The following is a 19,227-nucleotide window of genomic DNA, read 5'->3' on the forward strand; positions in this document are numbered from 1 at the left end:
AGATAACAAAAATGGTTCTAACTATAACAAAAGTGGTTGTAACTATAACAAAAATGGTTCATATACTATAACAAAAATGGTTCTAACTATAACAAAAGTGGTTGTAACTATAACAAAAATGGTTCATATACTATAACGAAAGTGGTTCTAACTATAACAAAAAGGTAACAAAATACTTTTTCGCTAAAGTATTTTTATTAAAAATGTTATATTTAATCATAAATATCGGAAAGGACGTATAAAAGGGTGTCCATAAGTCAACATCTTCAGATTCTTCAAATTAAAGAGAATAATATTGTTTCTAAATCTAATACGTTAATTGAAGCTAATTCACGATTAAATTTAGTTGAACAAAAAATAATACTGTGTTTGGCTAGCAATATTGAACCTAGTGATAAAGACTTTAAAACATATAGATTTCCAATAAAAAAGTTTCACCATTTACTTGGACTAAAAGGCTCTACCAAATATACTGAGTTAAGTAAAATTACAAAGGAATTATTATCAAAAGTAATTGAAATACGTGTAGGAGAGGAAGTAATACAAGTATCATGGCTTTCTTCTGCAATTTATAATAAGAATAAAGGGATTATTGATATGCGTTTTGATCCTTTGTTAAAACCATTTTTATTAGAATTAAGTAGTCAATTTACAAGTTATAAATTAGCAAATATAGTTAAATTAAAAAGCACATATGCTATAAGGCTTTATGAATTACTAAAACAGTATGAAGACATAAAAGAACGTACTATTAGTCTGGAAAATTTGAGATATTATTTAGATGCAATAGATTTATATGTTAAATATGGGAATTTTAAACAAAGGGTGTTAATTCCAGCCCAGGTTGAGCTAAATGAAAAAACCGATATTTTATTTGAATTTGAGGAAATAAAATTTGGAAGAAAAGTGCAAAAAATTAAATTTACAATTCGAAGTCGAAAGAAGAAAAAATCAAATATAATGAATTTTGATGAAGACCAGTCTCCAAATTCATTTGAACAAAAATTGAAACAGTTTGAGGACCAATGTAAAGAGAAAATATTTCCTAATGTATTAAAGAAATGGAGTGCACATAAAGCATTAGTATTAGAAATAATGGAAGAGATTCAATTTCGTTCAGATATTTCTTCTCCAATTGGATATGTAGAATACATGCTTAATTCAAGATTGGAAAAATTATTACATAAAAATCCTAAAGTTAAATTAGAAGTTGAAACGGAGGAAGTGGATAAAATTGATAGTATTCTAAATTCAGTAATTAGAAAATATTCATCATCAACAGGAACCATAGCTACATTTCTGGTTGAAGAAAAAGTTATTAAGGAGTTAACAAGTTTGGTGACTCTTGAAGAAGCTAATTTAATTTGGAAAAATAAAGGGAATATTATTATGGATAAAATTTATGAATGCATAAAGAAAAATAAACGAAAAAAATATTAGGTTCATGTTTTTAATTTTAATTTTGAAGACGTGTAATAATATAAAGGGTATTATTGAAAATAATTTTATTAATAGAACATAAGAGGGTTTAGATATGAAACAGTTTATTATATTGGGCGTTTTAGGGACATTAATACTTTTAGGGATAATTCTTATTAAGAGTTATAATATTAAACATGAAGAAACCCAAGATTACGTAATAGGCTATGTTAAGGAGCTAATCAAAGAGGAGGAATTTGATGATGCCGAATCTATACTAAAAAAATATGAATTTGTAAGAGTTGAATATACTTCGGAGAACGGAATTAAAAAAGATGTTCTAGTTAAATTGACAAAAGGTCAAAAATTTAATTTGGATGATAGGGTTAAAGTGGGTAATAAGAATAACTGGGAAAAAAATAGCAAGACTTATGATAATATTGAAAAGTATTATTGAAAACAATGGAATTGTAACTGCATTAAAAACTTATACAAATTGGTCTTGGTAGAGTGGACTCAAGTTAGTACATTTCCTTTGAATTAAGAATCTAATATTATCCTTATAAAAGGTTGTATGTAAAGTGGAATATAAAATTGTTACGTATTTGTAACGATTTTATGAGAAGCGTATGTTATGATATATTTAAATAGCAATTTAGTTTATTTTTAATGCTATTCTTGTTTTGTGTCTTGTGTATAGGTATGTGCACAGCAATTAAAATGGTATAACGAATTAATACAACAACAAAAAGGCATCCTTTCTTCCCGAGAAACGGATGTCTTTTTGTTGTTTTTATCATTTTAGCCAAGAAGACTTCTTCTTCAAGGGGTGCGAAGAGTCTTAGCCCATTGATTAGGTAGGAGATGGATTGGCTCCGAACAAGGGATGGCATGAAGTCATCTTAATTGTTGTCATTTATAAAGTGTTACTAGACAATTTGTCATGATCAATTCACTATCTACCGAACAAATAATCTATTCGTAATAGCATATAATGAAATTTAGGTAAATTAAATAATGATTAAAAAGTCTATAATTTTGGTATCTATCCAAATCAAGCAAAAGTGACCTTAATCAATCATTTCCTATCCTTATGAGATAATGCATACACAGAAGCGGGAAAAGGTTTGACATATGGAACAATCTATAAAAATCCGAAGTTTTTAGTATTAGAAGAGAAGTTGGAGAAAGCATAGCATGTTCTTTCTAGAAGAATGAAAGGATATTCTAGAAAGAATAAACAGTGGGTAAAGATAGCTAGAATTCATAAGTAAATGGAGCATACTAGAAATTTTACTTGAGAAAAATCCCAACTGGAATCATTAAAAACTACAATGTTATTAGTATAGAGGATTTGCAAGTATCAAATATGTTAAAGAATTATAAGTTAGCAAAAGCAATTAATGAGGTATCATGGTTATAGTTTCAAACCATGTGGAATATAAAGCGAAGTGGTTCGGAAAATGAGTCATTGTCGTATCGAAAACATTTGCTTCCAGACAATTATGTTCTTGTTTATGTTCCTGTTATGGATACCAAAACAAAGAATTTAAAAATCTAAGCCTACGTAAATGGGACAGTCTTTGTTCTAAACGAAGTGAAAATGGGGGGGAGTTCAAAGAAAGTTATTTACTGTACCATAACCAAACTGAAATTTATCTCCCGCCTATCGTTCGGTTATTTTATTTTTTCCCCTTGAGGAAGGAGCATTCTTTCGTTAAATTCGTTGAATCTTAGATAGAATCAAAAATAAAATTTTTTCAGTCTAGCAGATACAGGTTAAAATTAAGAAGTTTAGTGGACCTTGTAGGATTTGAACCTACGACCGGACGGTTATGAGCCGTCTGCTCTAACCAGCTGAGCTAAAGGTCCATAATTAAGGATTAAGAAATAATATTATCTTTAATATATATTTTATACTAAAAATTACTGAGCAAAGAAATAAAATCTAGGTCAGGGTATTCAATATACATACCTGAATTTTAGAAAATTTTAAGAGACAGGAGAATTAGACAATCTATGACTCTAAAGGGTAATTGTTTAAAGTCATGTATAGGAAGATGAAATGTTACTTGAGTTGTAGAACGGAATAGCCTCCCCTTATATATATTCAAAGTGTATCAATTCTTGTAACAGTAGCATTTTCAATGCTCGGGGAAATTTGATTTTCAAGTATATATCCATTTACTCTTACCTTATCGCCTAATTTAACGTCTGAATTTTTAGAGTGTACAACTATTTCATTCCAATCATAGTGAAAATGAATATTTGATATAAGGACTTTTTGGGGGATGCTAATTCTTATTAATAAATAATTACCCTCCCGATCAATTAGTTTTCCTTCTAAAATTATTCGCTTGAGTTTGGTAGAAGTATCCATGGAATGATTAAATTTAAATAAGCTCAATGCAAAAAGGCTTCTTTTTAACATAACGTGTCCTCCTTATGTTTATTTTTACAGTATGGTTCCTGAGTGAAACATTAATTGCGAAAAAGGGTATTTAAGATTTCTCTACTTCAAATTGGAGTGGAATTGAAGCTGAAAAATGGTTTGAATCGTATAATTATTACATCTTAGTTGTTAAATTATAGTAGTTTGATTTGTGAAATATGTAAAATTTTCATTTGCTATTTCTCGGATACTCAGAATTATTTTAGTTAAAGAACTATAGAAATTCAACAACATTTTGTTTACAATATTCTTCTGTACCGTAAACAATAAACCTGGGTCAATTGACAAACATATTCTATCTAAAATGAATATTGAGTGAAGAATTATCTTAATAAAAAACAAAAATAAAATTTAATATTAACTCGAGATTCGAAATAAAATCGTTACTTTTTTGTAACGATTTTATTTTATAGAAGGATTATAATTGTTAATACCTTAAGTTACATTTAGGTTAATGAATAATTAATGTTTTTTACTAGTTTTAGCGTATGGAAGATGCTGGGCTATTAAAAGATGATTAAATTAAGTTAGAATTAGATAGTTTGTTGAGTTATTATTTGAAGAAAATATTAACTCAAATAGTGTATAGAGGATATCATCCCCCTATATAAAGTGATAGATTCTACACATTGAAACCATCTATAATTGTGTACTTAACAAAAAATACAAGAAGTTTATCTATTTATAAAAGAAAAATAATAGATAAGCTTCTTGTATTTTTATAAAGAAGTACATAAAAATTCCTATTTAAGGGAATGTAACTGACGGTAATAATTAATTATACAAAAACGTTGAACTACTCACCATGCTTCATACTTTAGCTTGGTTTTCGCAACTTCAGCAAACGTGGGTCGAAAGAACGTTGAAGATTTTACGGTTGCAACGTTTTTCTGCAACCAACCTCATATCTTCAGTTTTCAAAGAGCAATCTGTACAAGTATACGGTAGCAAACATGTTGGCTTATGCCAACCGACATTCAACTCCCACCTAAAATTGGTGTTTCACACCTTCACACTTTTGAGGAAGGAGTCTTCTGTCGGAAAACGATAAAATATTATTTTAAAATCTTCTTATATTTTTTTCAAAATATGTTTATTTTTATGACTTTTTTAAATTTCATAAAAGATATTCATTTTTATAAATTATGTAACAATAGTCAATAAGCTATATTCTTCCTTTTTCATACATTTTATTATATTGTAGCATTAATTTATTTTACCTTAGTAACCACTTATACCATGTATTTGATTGAGTTAAAAATAAAAGTAATAGAGAGGAGGAAAGTAATTAGGTTATTATTTCTAATTACTACAAGAAGTTATGAATATAATTAACGATCGTCAAAACATGTTATTAAGTAAACTTGATAGCGAAAAAAGGTATTTTACTATGAAAGAATTATCCCTATATTTAAACTGCTCAATAAGAACTATTAAAAGAGATATTGCTGTTATACAAGATTTTTTGCCTAAAGAATGGAAAATTAAAATTGTAATGAGAAAAGGAGTAATTTTGAAAAAAAATTTGTATACTTCACCCTTTCAAAGTGACATTTTATGTTTTAAACACTCTTATCTCTTTCAAACATTTAAAATAATAATGGAAGAAAATGTGGCATACATTCCTCACTTAGCGGATGCGTTATATTTATCAACATCTGCTGTGTATCCAGTTTTAAAGCAGGTTGATGAATATCTAATTAAATATAAATTATCTCTTCAAAGAAATCCATTGGAAATTAAAGGTGACGAAACACAAATTATTCTAATGTATTATGAACTTTATCAGCAAGCATTTTCTATTAATGAATGGCCATTTAATGATTTTTCTAAAGAATTTATCTGCGAGTGGATTCAACTTATAGAAGGATCTTTAAATATTCAATTCCACATAACTACTAAACAAAAACTTTCATATTTAATGTCGATTTTTTTAAGAAGAAAAAAATTAAACAAAAAAATATACATGGACAGTAATATGTTAGAACGTATAAAACAATCAGGGTTTTATCGTGAAATATCAGGAGTATGTGTCAAACTATTAAATAAATACGATTTGGATTTAACTACAGAAGACTTTGCATTTCTAACTATTGTAGTGGATTGTTCTAGATACATTCACAAAGATACAGCAAAACACATAAATGAATGTATTAATATTTTCAGGAAAGAAAATCCAATAACATACAAACATATACAGGAATTTATCCTTACATTAGAAGGTATTTTCAAAATACCTCTCATTAATAATGATAAATTAATCTTTCTAATTATTGATTATCTCAAACGTATTTCTTATCAAATGCAATATTTATCAAAAATTGAAAATCCTAATGGGTTAACATCTAAATACATACAAAGTAACTACTCTTATACTTTTCAAAAAATTAAAAGTACATATGAGGAATGGATTGGGAAGCATACAAACTTAGATGTATTCTTAAGGAGTATGCCTGATGAAGATATTGCACAAATAACCATGCATATAGAAGCTACTAAACTCTTTTGCAATACACAGCAAAAAAAAGTATTGCTTGTCACTGAAGAAGGAGATGCCTGGAAGCGATACATAATAGCTTTCCTTAGTAATATATTTCAAAATAAATTAATTTTTGTAGATACGTTTGTTACAGATATTGAAAGCGAAAAATTTAAAGATGTCGATTTTGTTATAGCTACTATCCCACTTGAAGTAAATTGTTATTCGGTAGTTTATATTTCTACAATTCCTACAAATAGGGACATAGATACTATATCCAATCTTATTTAATTTTTTTATTGATTTACAAAACAAAGTATAAAGGTCCTACCACAAAAAAAGAATTGACGAATAATATAAAATAATGTATAGTTTTGTCGAACAAAGTTTTATATAACAAAACTATATGGAGGAATTCAAAATGAATCAATATATCGGCAATTTAGTTATCCGTATCGTATTAGGGATAACTTTCTTTGCACATGGTTTAGCAAAGTTTCAATCAGGAATTGATAACGTAGCTGGATGGTTTACTAGTATTGGGTTACCAGGTAGTCTTGCGTATGGAGTAGCGACAATTGAATTGGTTGGTGGAGTATTGTTAATTATTGGTTTAGGTGTAAGATATGTCGGGCTTTTATTTGCACTTATTTTATTTGGAGCAATTGTAAAAGTAAATGGATCTGCTGGTTTACTAGGTGATGGAAAAAACCCTGGATTTGAATTGGATCTTGCATTATTAGCAATGGGTGCGTACTTATTTATTGCGAAAGTAGAAGGAAATATAGATGGTTTCATACAAAAAAAATTAACAAGAGAAAATTAACAAGGTTTTTATTCTTTTGTTAATAAGAAAACATATAAATAAAATTCTTTTATATGTAAAACGTTATTCTTTTGGCAGATTCATTTGTTAAAGGGATAGCGTTTTTTTATCGTTTTCCGACAGAAGACTCCTTCCTCAAAAGTGTGAAGGTGTGAAACACCAATTTTAGGTGGGAGATGAATGTCGGCTGGCATAAGCCAACATGTTTGCTACCATATTCTTGTAAAGATTGCTCTTTGAAAACTGAAGATATGAGGTTGGTTGCAGAAAAACGTTGCAACTGTAAAATCTTCAACGTTCTTTCGACCCACGTTTGCTGAAGTTGCGAAAACCAAGCTAAAGTAGGAAGCGTGGTGAGTAGTTCAATATTTAGACGATGATAAAAAATTCATTTATACTTGTATCACAAACTTTCATCCAGATCATTATTTTGGAGTAATGAATTGAAGAGACTCATAAATATCTGATTGTAAGTGATGGAGTTCTTGCAACAGCACTTATAAGTGAAGAAATTCCAACTGAAAGAGTTTATTTTGAAAATACAGTATCTGTTGAAAAAGTACAATCCACTGATTCATTACATCAGGGAAGTTATTTAGAATATATGGATGCATACGAATATGAAATAGGGCATATTCCAGGATTAGACAGATATGAATCTTAATTAGAATAATTTGGTTATGGAAATGTACAATATACTTTTATGGAAATGGAAGAGAAGTTTTGATTTCCTTGACACAAGAGCAAAATTTTAAGTAGTAATAATATAAACAGTACATATATCATAGTTAAGTTGTAATTTTTTTGTAAATATTTTTATGAGCGTTTCTGTTAAGATTAACTGCATAGTGATTTCATTTGTTTTCTAAATTTACTTTTCTATATCTATAACAAGGGGACGGAATACTAAAGTGATTTCACTTCAGTTTTTTGTTGAATAATATTTTAATATACCAAATATTATGTTAGTTAACACCTGGTTGGTATAGTGAAGTTTAGAGACATGTAAGATGAATTGTTTCTAAAAAGCATATAGGATAGTTTTATCTTTTGTTTAAGATTTTCATCATTTTGTATCAGTATATATTTTTTAGTGATACTAATGATTATAGTGAATACCCTCTCAAAAAATAGTGAAATACAGTAAATTTAGCGGAGGCGATAATATGAAATTTAAACAATTAATACTTTGTTGTGGTATGGTGTCTACATTAATATTGGGCAGTAATGTTTATGCAGCAGAAGTAGATACATCAAAGGATACAATTAATATTACTGAGCAACAGACAAACCCATATATTGATAAGAATTTATTATTAAGTCAAATGGTTGAATATGTTGGGGAAATTAGTACTTCTTTTATATATAATGAAGGTACTAATTTAAGTTTTTTTATAAAAAATAATGGCAATCATAAACTAGGATACAGTGTTAAAGGTCCTCATAACGAACCAATTATAGGTGGTTATTTAAAACCTGGAGAACAAAAAATTATTGTTACAAATGTACAAACAGCTGTATCACCATTACCAAAAGGAACATTTAAACTTTATATTTCAAATGATGATAATAATAAAGCTAAAGGTGGGATCCAAGTCATAGTGAAGTCTTCAAAATAATAAATTGAAATATTGCTAGAATAGGAGATCAATTGAAACTACCTAAAATCTGACTTGTGAAGTTTGTAAAGAATCGCGAAATAATGGGAAGTATCTTAAGCGCTGACGTTAGACGAAATCCAATTGGTAAATATTTTTTACCTATCTTAGTTGAAAATAAAATAGAAGAATCACTCAAAACTGTATCTTTTGGTTGGGTTGATATAGGCATAAGGAGTATTGTAATCCTATAAACTATATACATATAAAAATCCTAAATGCTTTCGCACATTAGAAAAAGATAGCTGAAGCACAACATATTCTTCTAGGAAGAAAAAGGTGCTTCAAACTGGAGTAAACAACAGGTAAAAGTGATACAAATTCATGCACAGCTCATAAATATGTTTAATCCTGATAATACACATCAATGATCTATCTGAAATTGTTACGACTTTGTAACGATTTTTATAAAATGGTATGTTATCCTGAAAACAGTTAGCTTATCATCTACAGAAGGCTATCAGTGTTGTTTGAACAGTACTCCATTCCCTACTCATTTAATACAACAAAAAGCATCTTTTCTCATAAAAGGAAGGGATGCTTTTTGTTAATTTTATAAGGAGAGAATTAGATCGTTATTACTTTAATCAAGGTATTTATTATGAGTTTATAATGATTTGATTTTTTATTAGATCGACACATTTGCTATGTTAACCAAAAAATGTGATGAAGAAAAGAGAAGTAACGGCGGGACATTATTCTTAAAATAATATTGGAAAACCATTAATTCTACCCTCTATATTGATGGATGGACTACGTTGCTATTAGCAATATTACAGCATAGTATTATTCAATTTAAAAATGTAGATTCAAAGTATACTATAAAAATATCTCTAAGATTTATATTTTTATAAATACTTATTGTATTCTAATGATTTGAAATATATCTATTCTATATAACAGTAAAAAATATTTTTATCCCAGTACGAATTGATGAACTCATATCAAAGGAGAGTATTTACTATGAAAAAATTTATCAGTGGTATAATTACTATTATGTCTGTTTTATCTTTTTCCTCAACGGCATCTGCTCACGAACATCATGGGTATTCCCACGATAAAGAAATAGGATATACCAATCCTAATTGGATGTCTAAGATTAATGATGATGTTAGATTTAGTGATTTATCTATTCCTGGTACGCATGACACAATGTCAATTGGTTATGGTGGAGATATAGCTCAAACACAATCTATGTCTCTGAATGCTCAGTTAGATGCTGGAATTCGATATATCGACATTCGCTGCCGATATACAGATGGTTCATTTGCTATACATCATGGTCCTATATTTTTACATAGTATGTTTGGTGATGTGCTGAATATAACAACACAATTTTTAGATAATCATCCTGGTGAAACTGTATTTATGCGTGTCAAACAGGAACATAGTAGTGTTTCTAATGATATCTTTAATCAAACTCTTAAAGAATATATAGATAGATATCCAGGTTATTTTTTTGATAGCAAAAATAGAACAAATACAGATCCTACTTTAAGAGAAATGAGAGGGAAAATCGTTATTCTTCTAAATGTTGGGGGATCAAGTATTGGTTTAAATTATCCTCATGACTTTACTATCCAAGATGATCACCATTTGTCTAATAACTGGGATTTACATGACAAATGGTTAAAAGTAAAAAATCAATTAAATCAGGCAAATACAGCGCATCAAACTATGTCTAGAAAAAAATTTGTAAACTATTTAAGTGGTAGTGGAGGTGCACTTCCGTATTTTGTTGCGAGTGGGCATAGTAGTCCTTCAACAGGGTCCCCTAGACTTGCTACAGGTTTAACTACCCCCGGTTGGTCAAATTCATATCCAGATTTCCCTAGAGTAGATTGTTTCATTGGGATATGCACGATTCCATTTGAAGGTACAAATGTTCTTACAGCAAATTATATTGCAGAAAAACCTTTTAATTATACAGGGATTGTCGTTTCTGATTTTCCTGGAAGAGAATTAATAAATAATGTAATTAGAGTTAATAAAAATCAATTATTTTAGCCAAGAAAACTCATTTCTCAAGGAATGTAAAGTGGTACAGAGCAATGATTAGATACGAGATTCCTAAATACGGTAACCTAATGAATTTTCAATAAATATGTAATTTATTAAAAGAAAAAGTATTCAAATTTGAATACTTTTTTTGAATTAATAACTGTATCGTTAAGTTCTCGATTAACTATATGAATAAACTACTCGCCACTTAACGTCTTAACGAACTGTTTGAAGTGGGGGATTCTCGGTTAATCATTACTTTTGATAGCTAACGAATTTGTTCTAAGACAGCTGAGTTAATTTCTTTATTCCAAAAGTTATTCTATTACTATTTATCCTAGCGCTAATAGGCGTATTGCTTCATTTTTGATATTGATAGCTGCGTTATAATCTCTATCGAGATGTACACCGCATATACGAAAATTGACTCGTTCAGACAATGTCATATTTTTTATAAGTTGTTTTTCTTGGTCGTTTAGTTTATAAGCTAAGAAAAAAGTGAACATACCCCATCCATTATCAGCGACACTTTTTCTAAAATGAGGTGCTTGCGACATTCCTTTCATGTTTAGGTCTACAATAGCTACAAAATCAAAATGGACAGCTAATTTTTTAGACTCATGATGAAGGGAATGCTTACGTTGGTTATCTACTTTCTCATCCTCAGAACTAACGTACAATTCATTCAGCGCAAAGCCGTTTGGCTCCGCCAAACTGAAATTCATCTCTCACCTATCGTTGCGCTACGCCCTTCACACGCTTGAGGAAGGAGGTGAATTTCGGATAATACTTTAAAATTGGCAATCTAGTAGATGTTAACTGGTAGCTTAAGTATATACAGTAATTTTAATCTATAAAGAGATTTGTAGATTGTTATGAAAATAGATAATTGTTTTAAATGACAATAAAGTTAGTACTTTTTAATTAAAATCGCAGTACATAAATTAATAATTTGCAAAAAGAACAGCATTCAATACATTTGGGTTATTATGATACCTATAAATTTTTAAACTAATAGGCCTCGCGATATATGCCCATTAAGTTACGAATTTTATAATAGGATTTACGCTAACAAAGATGAAGTTTAATTATAGCTCAAGAATTATTATATGTTCACAGTAATATTTTTGCTATTAGGCAAAAATAAATTCTCTCGTATATTACTCGTATCCTCATTTTGCCTTTATTTATAAATTTATTGAACAAAATATAAATATACCATTTTTTTTAATAATCTATAATAAAGGTAATAAAGGTAATAAAGGGTGATAAATTTAATATATATAGGCATTTAAGAAAAACCCTTTGTAGGGATAATAACCACTACTAACGCTTATTAATGTACAGACAGAGTAAGTTTGGTTTTAAATAACTTAATAGTTATTTGAAAAATAGAATTTATTATTAATGATTAAAAGGAGAAAAAGTTTATGAATTTAAAATCTATATCTAAATGTTTAGCTACAACAGTAGTACTTAGCCAATTTATAGCGCCTAATGTTTTACAAGCTCAAACAATGAATAATTATGAAAAAATTTCAAATGAAATAGTGAGTCAAGAAAACGGAGTAGATAAATCAGAAAAAAAAGTTGATGGAATAACAGAAAAATATATTAAAGAAGCACATTCCTTTGTAAAAGTAGATTCTCGATTTAGTAGTGAGGGTGATTATAGTTCTGCATTTATGACTGCTATTCACTTAAATGCAAACAAACCAATTGAGTGGACATATAAAGGATTTATAAATGGTCAAGAAATGGAGATAAGTACCCAACAAGATGAAAATGGATCTGTGAAAATTGTCCTTGAAAGTCATCCTATTGTTTCGACCTATGTTGAAATCTATGCTATAAAAGAAGGGTTAAATCCTGTTAAAGTAGCTGGAAATGAATTGTATTCTATAGAAGGGGCTCTAAAGTTTAAAAATGCAGGTGAATCTGGCGAAATTGAACCTCAGGGCAAAATAAATTTAGTAGTCGAAGGGCAAACTACTCCAGTTCTTCTGTGGTGGCAAGCTCAAAAATATCGATCAGAATATTATACACAAGATAAACCTTACGCGTTTAGTAAAACATTTAGATCTTTTAAGCCAATTGATGGAAAAACAGATATTAAACTTAGTGCCAATGTAACAGAACAAGATTATGGATTAAACCCAGATGATACACTAGCATTTGGTGATAATGACATAAGGCATATAAAAGATACTACTGGATATGTTACCTTTACGGGTGATGATTCAAATGCGGATTCTGTAAATATAAGTTACCATATTACAAAAAAATAATTGCTTTTAACATATAAAAATACGTTTAAACTAAAATTACATGAACAAAAATTAAAAAAACTGTAGTGTTTCTACAGTTTTTTTAATTAAAATATCTATGTTAAATTACTATTTTTTCTAATGGCATGAACTAGTTGATTTAAGGAAATGAGAATTTTCTACTTGATTGCATGTGTTTTTTGCAAAAAAATGAAATTAAGCTATGTGACTAGAATTGAACTACTCACCACGCTTGCTACTTTAGCTTGGTTTTCGCAACTTCAGCAAACGTGGGTCGAAAGAACGTTGAAGATTTTACGGTTGCAACGTTTTTCTGCAACCAACCTCATATCTTCAGTTTTCAAAGAGCAATCTGTACAAGTATATAATACTTGTATCTCAAAATTTTAAATTTAAGATATTTTTTTTTGTAAAATATAATATTGATAAACATTTCCTTTGTAGACACTTACAGATCGTTGGATTTGCAAACCATATTTATCAGCAACATACTGAATATTTATTCTTACTGGGGTATAGCCAAATATAATAATTTTTCCATCCCAATTTAATAACTGAATAAGATGTTCAAATAGATTATACGCTTGTGTAGTTGTCACTACTTCCATATTTAAGAATCGGAAAAATAGATAGTCTACTTTTAAATTACTTGGAGTGGGGCTAGATGCTTCTGCCTGAAATACAAAGTCTATTTTTTTATTTGCAATATCAGCCATTCTTTTAGATTGATCAGAGCCGATATATTTTGCATAAGGGAAATTTGCCTTCAAATGTGCTAGAAATGCTCCGGTAGAGCAAGCTGGATCATAAAATACCTTGTTACAAGTTTCCTGAGTATGTAAATACTGAACAGTTATATCTCTAAAATGATTTTCATTAGCATCAAGGCTTTCCAATTGTTTATCGTCTAATGAATCCCAAGTTTCAGCAGTTATTAAGTGTTCTTGAAAATCGTCGTTCAAAGGAGAAAATGGAAATAATATATCTGCTTTTTCATCATGTTGCAATGTTAAAAATACGTTTTCTATTTCGTTTTGTGTACAAGGTGTGTAATATAGATATACTTCATTATCATTTACCTGAAACGTTTGAAAGTGTCCTAAAATCATATTTGGATAAATTTCAGGACTTATGTTTACCGTATTAGATTCAAAATCAACGGCTTTAGCATATTTTCTGCCACAAAATATATGATTTGAAGTTTGTAATATAAAGAGGTTTTCTCTCGAAAAGTAAGGTTCTATATATACATTTGTAGAATAGCAGTGTGGTACCTTTTCATTACTTTTAAACTCATCTAATATAACTAGTTCGTGGTTAAAACGAGTACTATAATCTAGTACTGGCTTGTTGTTAATGGTATTAATTGTTTTTCCTCTATCTGAAGGGAAAACAATTTGTCCAAACAATACATTAAAGAATCTCTCTGTATTAGGTATAATAACATTTACTAGATGAACCCCATTAGTAAACTTTTGACATATTGAATAATATATATCAAAATTATGTTTATTTAAAAGTTGAGTAAGATACTCTAAATACATGTCAAGATTTTCTAAGGAGTAATTAGATATTGTTTGAAAGTCAACATGTTCTATCTCGAATGCGTTTAATAGAGTGGTTGTATTAAATTCAGCACATACGTACTGATTTGGAAAACCCTTTAGGCAATTAATATTTTTAATTATTTCTTTATGTGCAATTTGGTATGTTTGTATCATATGATAACTTTGAACAAGTTCAGAAATAGCTCTTTTTACTGCGTAGTCTCGATATAATGAAGCGCCACTACCATAAATAGGGATTCCGAATTTATTGTGTTCTAGTATTGCAAGGATAACAGGAATATCTAATTCGGTCGTTAGATTAACTAGAGAAATTTTTTGACCAAGTTCCCTTTCAGCATTTCTTAAAAAATCTTTTACGTCTATTGATAGAGTGTCACGTTTAATTATCTTTAAGGTATCATTATTACGATAATAATAATATTTTAATAAAAATAAAGATAAAGCATCACGTTCAATAACTTCATTACTAGCATGAATGATTGCTTCGTTTAAGCTACAACCAATAGCAGTTCCACTATTACTGCTATAACGTTTTAATTTACTATAATTTATCTCTTTATCAAGATATTTTGGTTTATCTGCGTAAAATGGATTCGTAATAAATGTCGGGTACCATAACTCGTTAGAAGTTTTTTGCAGGCTTATATACTTTTGACATGGGATTAATTTTTCTCTATCAGAATCAGAATATAGTAATTGAATAACTTTTTCGCTATCACAACATTTTATATTGGGGATTTCTTCAAGTGAAAATAATTTTTGCTTAGAATACTTAATCTTATACTCTGTTAAATAATGTTCCAAGGCTTCAAATAAAGCACCGACTTTACTGGTGAGTCCGCCTCCTTTTCCAACTCCGGATGTTAGCTTTTTCCCTTGGGAATCGAATAATTCAGCATATTCTGTTTGAAGGTGGTTTCCTATATTCTGATAATTTATTGTTATATCTAGTTCTTTACAAACTTCAGTTCCTTTATAGAGCGCGTCATTAATGTTATATTCTCTCTCCCAATTTTTTTGCATTAAATTCTTCCTCCTAACATGAGTGGATAATAGACAAGGCGAAACTTCCTCAAAAAGGAGATTTCGCCTTGTTCTTAATTACTTTGTTTAGCTTCTTTTAGTTCAGTTGTTGTTAATTTTTGATCTCCATTTTTTGGAGACATTCCTGAAAGCAAGTATCCCATTTTATTCACCTCCAATTATAGTCGTTCCTAGAATATTAAAAAGTTGTCATTTACCAGGTAAAAAATCTAAAATTCTGATAATTAATCCGATTTAATTACCTATTGACAAGTATATTTTAATTGTTTTTTCATACATAGGATATTCATATTTCGCCCTTTTTCATGAAAAAATATGACTAGACATGTTTTTTGAAAATTTATATAATTTTTATTTGTGGAAGAAATTAAAGTTCAACTATAATAATTAGGAGAGAATTGCTTGGAAACCCTATTTAGAGAAATTAAAAAATATAAATCTTTATAGGGGATCAGAGTAAACTATTAAAAAATTTGTATGCAAAATAAACTTTAATGGATTTCTTTTTTTAATTAAGACACTTTAAAACGGCTAGATAACTGAGCTAAAGATGTTGTAGTGACATTGGGTTTTTATACATAAAACGACTAAATCCTTTTCTTAGTATTTACTGATTGGTTGCACGAAACAAACATCTTTAGCAAGATCCTGTAAGGTATCTTTAGATAAAAAAGCCTTGAATCTTTTGAGCAAATAGTTGCAATTCATCAGATATAGAGATGAGTTCCAAATAGAAAAACATTAAAATTTTGTGAGTAGCATTGTCCCTTCTTGTGGAAAGCTTCACGATAGGGATGTTAATGGAGAATTGAATTTTCACCACGGAGTAATTTGGCCACTAATCATAGAAAATAGGGGGATAACCTAAATTTTTGTATTTATAAATCTTATAATTTTAATGTTATATTAGAGTGTTAAAAATTAGAGAGTTCAAAGGGATAAATAGCAAAAGAATATATTGTTACCTTTCTGTAAAGATTTGAGAATAGATAAATAGTAAAATATATCTAACAGGTATAGGAAAATAGTTTATAACTGAAGGGTAAAGTTTTAAGATTATTGCATTTTAATGTGGGATATTATGCTTGAAAAATCATTTTAGCATAAGCTATAGTAGTGCAAATTACTAGGGATTTGAATTGGAAGTTAGTACAGTTGAACAGAATTTTAAATTGGAAATAATAGAATTTGTGTATACAGCAAATAAGCTGGGATTTAGTGGGAAGGATTGTATACATATGCATTAATTCTATTTAAAGGTAATAATTAATTTTACTAATTTTAACCACGAAGTTTATATATGGTGAAAATTATGGGAAGTTTATTTGTTAAACAAATAGAAAACTTATGCTTTTCATAGAGTGGGAATGTATTTTTGGGAGTTAAGAGCCTCCTACTATAATTAAATAAACTAAATATATAATAATGTACAATTCCCTCAATCCATATAATAAACAGACAGATTATTCGTATGTTATTAAATTGAATTAATAGTAGTGATTGTATAAGGAGTACAGGAAATATGAGAAAAAAATACTATTTATTATTAAGTTTTATTTTATTTGTATCATTATTTATTAATGATACAGCATTTGCAGATACAAAGCAGAATAATCAATATTCTAACATCTTGATTGACACTAGTGGAAATCCCGTGTTAACAGGAAAAAGATATAATATTAAAGTTTTTACGAGTAAAGATAATTATGAAACTGAATATAGGCTTATTGATGCACCATGGACTGATCGTTGGGACTGGTTAACTTTCTTTAAACCCAATATGTATTCTCCAAAATATGACAATAGATTACATGTAAAAGGGAAAAAAGATGGTTCAGTAGTTTTCACAAATGATAAAATAGCATTTGAACGTAAATTTCCCTATTTTGGTATAGACAATTATGATGACTATCAATATAAATATTGGAACCTTCAAAAGCCATCTTTTTGGTATCCTAATGGCGGAATTTATTTAGGTAAAAAATTACAGTATAACAACATCTCAAATATTCAACCAAATGGTATGTTTGAATATAAGATGGATTCACTTCCTATAAATGCTAATATAGGGAATTCACTTTATCTAACTGCAAAAATGAGCAGTACAACATATAAAGTGAGATTCCAATTGGAAGCATACTAACAATTTTTCAAAAAGCTAAACAATGAATTTATAATATCCTACTATAGAACTTGTATTTTTTAGTCCTGTTATCCTTCTAAAAACATTCTGCTTTCCTTCCTTGTATATTATAAGAATATTAGGAGTGAAGAGATGAAAAAAGTAAATAAATGTGTCACAGCGATGGCAATTTGTTCAACAATTGCGCTGGGTGGCTTACAAGTTCCGTCTGTATCGTACGCAGCTTCATCAGCCAATGCAGAAATAGAGCAGTCGGATGCTAAATTATTAGAATCTTTTAGAAAAGAATTGAAAAAAAATATTGAAAATCATAAAGAGAACATTAAAATTACATACAAAACAAAAGATAACAATATTACGGATGTGATGAACAAGCTAATTCAAGAGTATCATAAACTTTTAGATACAGATGAATATATAAAATATACTATAAAGCGTTATGATTACGGGGCAATTGGAAGTTCGGGAAACTATAATTTTTCATTAAATATTACGTATGGTGAATCAAAAGAGCAAACCCAATATGTAAAATCTCAGGCGAAAGCAATTGTGAATTCTATCATTAAACAAGGTATGGATGAACATGAAAAAGTGAAGGTAATTCATGATTATGTTGTGAAACATGTATCCTATGATACTTCTTATAAAGCATATACAGCTTATGAAGCGCTAGCAAATCGTTCTGCTGTTTGCCAAGGTTACGCACTATTAACCTATCAATTACTAAAAGAAGCTGGAATTGAGAATCATTTTGTAGAAGGAACTGGAAATGGTCAGCCTCATGCATGGAACTTAGTAAAGATTGAAAATAAATGGTATCATCTTGATACTACATTTGATGATCCAGTTCCAGATAAGGCTGGACGCGTAACATATTCTTACTTTAATAAGTCTGACAAGCAGTTAAGCAAAGACCATGAATGGGATCGCAGTAAATATCCAGCAGCCACTACGAATTACTACAATGAATTAACAAATAAGATAAGTACAGGTAGTTCAAAGTCTAATTTATATCAACAAATGTTAAAAGATACAAATTTAGTATATCTTTCTGCACAATATGGGGCAGAAAATTATATCGAATTAAAGCAAAAACTCCAGAAGCAATTTGCTTTAAAACCAGAAAAAGTAGAAGTACGATATAAACAGTCTGTGGATATGACCATGCAAGATCTAAAAAAAGTATTAAATGAAATTACTTGGCCAAAAGGAGCAAAGAGTGTTTCTTATAAAGTAGCACCATATAGTGCAATGGCAGGTTATTCACTAGCGACAATTACATTTACGTATTAATAAAAAAGTAATTATGAGAACCTCTTAGCTTTTAGAAGAAGGGAGGTGTTTATGTA

11 protein-coding genes, 1 tRNA gene and 2 pseudogenes are annotated in these 19,227 nt (G+C 29.0%); 10 read left to right on the forward strand and 4 right to left on the reverse strand.

From position 1 onward, the window contains the following. Positions 1–246: 246 nt before the first annotated feature. The 3 genes and pseudogenes from ACTFRM_RS24450 to ACTFRM_RS24460 all read left to right on the forward strand — a co-directional run. Positions 247–1,440, forward strand: coding sequence for a replication initiation protein (locus ACTFRM_RS24450; RefSeq protein ID WP_440043642.1), 1,194 nt, complete (start codon positions 247–249; stop codon positions 1,438–1,440). 94 nt (positions 1,441–1,534) lie between these two features. Then, positions 1,535–1,876 (forward strand): hypothetical protein, encoded by a 342-nt coding sequence (locus ACTFRM_RS24455; RefSeq protein ID WP_440021215.1) that lies wholly within the window; start codon positions 1,535–1,537, stop codon positions 1,874–1,876. Between the two features lie 670 nt (positions 1,877–2,546). After that, positions 2,547–2,997, forward strand: a pseudogene (locus ACTFRM_RS24460) (transposase); the annotation flags it as partial. A 220-nt stretch (positions 2,998–3,217) separates the two neighbouring features. On the opposite strand, the gene ACTFRM_RS24465 reads toward ACTFRM_RS24460, so the two are convergent. Next, positions 3,218–3,291, reverse strand: a tRNA-Ile gene (locus tag ACTFRM_RS24465). Positions 3,292–3,529: 238 nt separating this feature from the next. Beyond that, positions 3,530–3,850, reverse strand: a complete 321-nt coding sequence (locus tag ACTFRM_RS24470; protein ID WP_440043643.1) for a hypothetical protein — start codon at positions 3,848–3,850, stop codon at positions 3,530–3,532. A gap of 1,369 nt (positions 3,851–5,219) precedes the next feature. On the opposite strand from ACTFRM_RS24470, the gene ACTFRM_RS24475 reads away from it, so the two are divergent. The 4 genes from ACTFRM_RS24475 (at position 5,220) to ACTFRM_RS24490 (ending at position 10,841) form a co-directional block, all read left to right on the forward strand. Then, a complete protein-coding gene (locus tag ACTFRM_RS24475; protein ID WP_440043644.1) occupies positions 5,220–6,641 on the forward strand; it encodes a BglG family transcription antiterminator in 1,422 nt (473 codons plus the stop codon). Between the two features lie 130 nt (positions 6,642–6,771). Beyond that, positions 6,772–7,176: a DoxX family protein gene (locus tag ACTFRM_RS24480; protein WP_440043645.1), complete on the forward strand. Its 405-nt coding sequence runs from the start codon at positions 6,772–6,774 to the stop codon at positions 7,174–7,176. Positions 7,177–8,342: 1,166 nt separating this feature from the next. Then, entirely contained in the window at positions 8,343–8,795 is a 453-nt protein-coding gene (locus ACTFRM_RS24485) for a hypothetical protein (RefSeq protein WP_440039867.1), read from the forward strand. A 1,002-nt stretch (positions 8,796–9,797) separates the two neighbouring features. Next, a complete protein-coding gene (locus tag ACTFRM_RS24490; protein ID WP_440043646.1) occupies positions 9,798–10,841 on the forward strand; it encodes a phosphatidylinositol-specific phospholipase C in 1,044 nt (347 codons plus the stop codon). A 326-nt stretch (positions 10,842–11,167) separates the two neighbouring features. Here ACTFRM_RS24490 and ACTFRM_RS24495 read toward each other — a convergent pair. Beyond that, positions 11,168–11,509: pseudogene (locus ACTFRM_RS24495) on the reverse strand (RNA-guided endonuclease TnpB family protein); the annotation flags it as partial. A 756-nt stretch (positions 11,510–12,265) separates the two neighbouring features. On the opposite strand from ACTFRM_RS24495, the gene ACTFRM_RS24500 reads away from it, so the two are divergent. Further along, positions 12,266–13,123, forward strand: coding sequence for a hypothetical protein (locus ACTFRM_RS24500; RefSeq protein WP_440021209.1), 858 nt, complete (start codon positions 12,266–12,268; stop codon positions 13,121–13,123). 392 nt (positions 13,124–13,515) lie between these two features. On the opposite strand, the gene ACTFRM_RS24505 is transcribed toward ACTFRM_RS24500, so the two are convergent. Then, positions 13,516–15,714: a YcaO-like family protein gene (locus tag ACTFRM_RS24505; RefSeq protein ID WP_440043647.1), complete on the reverse strand. Its 2,199-nt coding sequence runs from the start codon at positions 15,712–15,714 to the stop codon at positions 13,516–13,518. A gap of 1,543 nt (positions 15,715–17,257) precedes the next feature. Here ACTFRM_RS24505 and ACTFRM_RS24510 point away from each other — a divergent pair. Continuing rightward, positions 17,258–17,878, forward strand: a complete 621-nt coding sequence (locus tag ACTFRM_RS24510) for a hypothetical protein (protein WP_440021206.1) — start codon at positions 17,258–17,260, stop codon at positions 17,876–17,878. A gap of 132 nt (positions 17,879–18,010) precedes the next feature. After that, positions 18,011–19,171 carry a transglutaminase domain-containing protein gene (locus tag ACTFRM_RS24515; protein ID WP_440039870.1) on the forward strand — a complete coding sequence of 387 codons (1,161 nt, stop codon included), beginning with the start codon at positions 18,011–18,013 and terminating at the stop codon, positions 19,169–19,171. Positions 19,172–19,227: the final 56 nt, after the last annotated feature.

This window comes from Bacillus cereus group sp. MYBK227-1 (assembly GCF_051916325.1).
Lineage (GTDB): Bacteria > Bacillota > Bacilli > Bacillales > Bacillaceae_G > Bacillus_A > Bacillus_A cereus.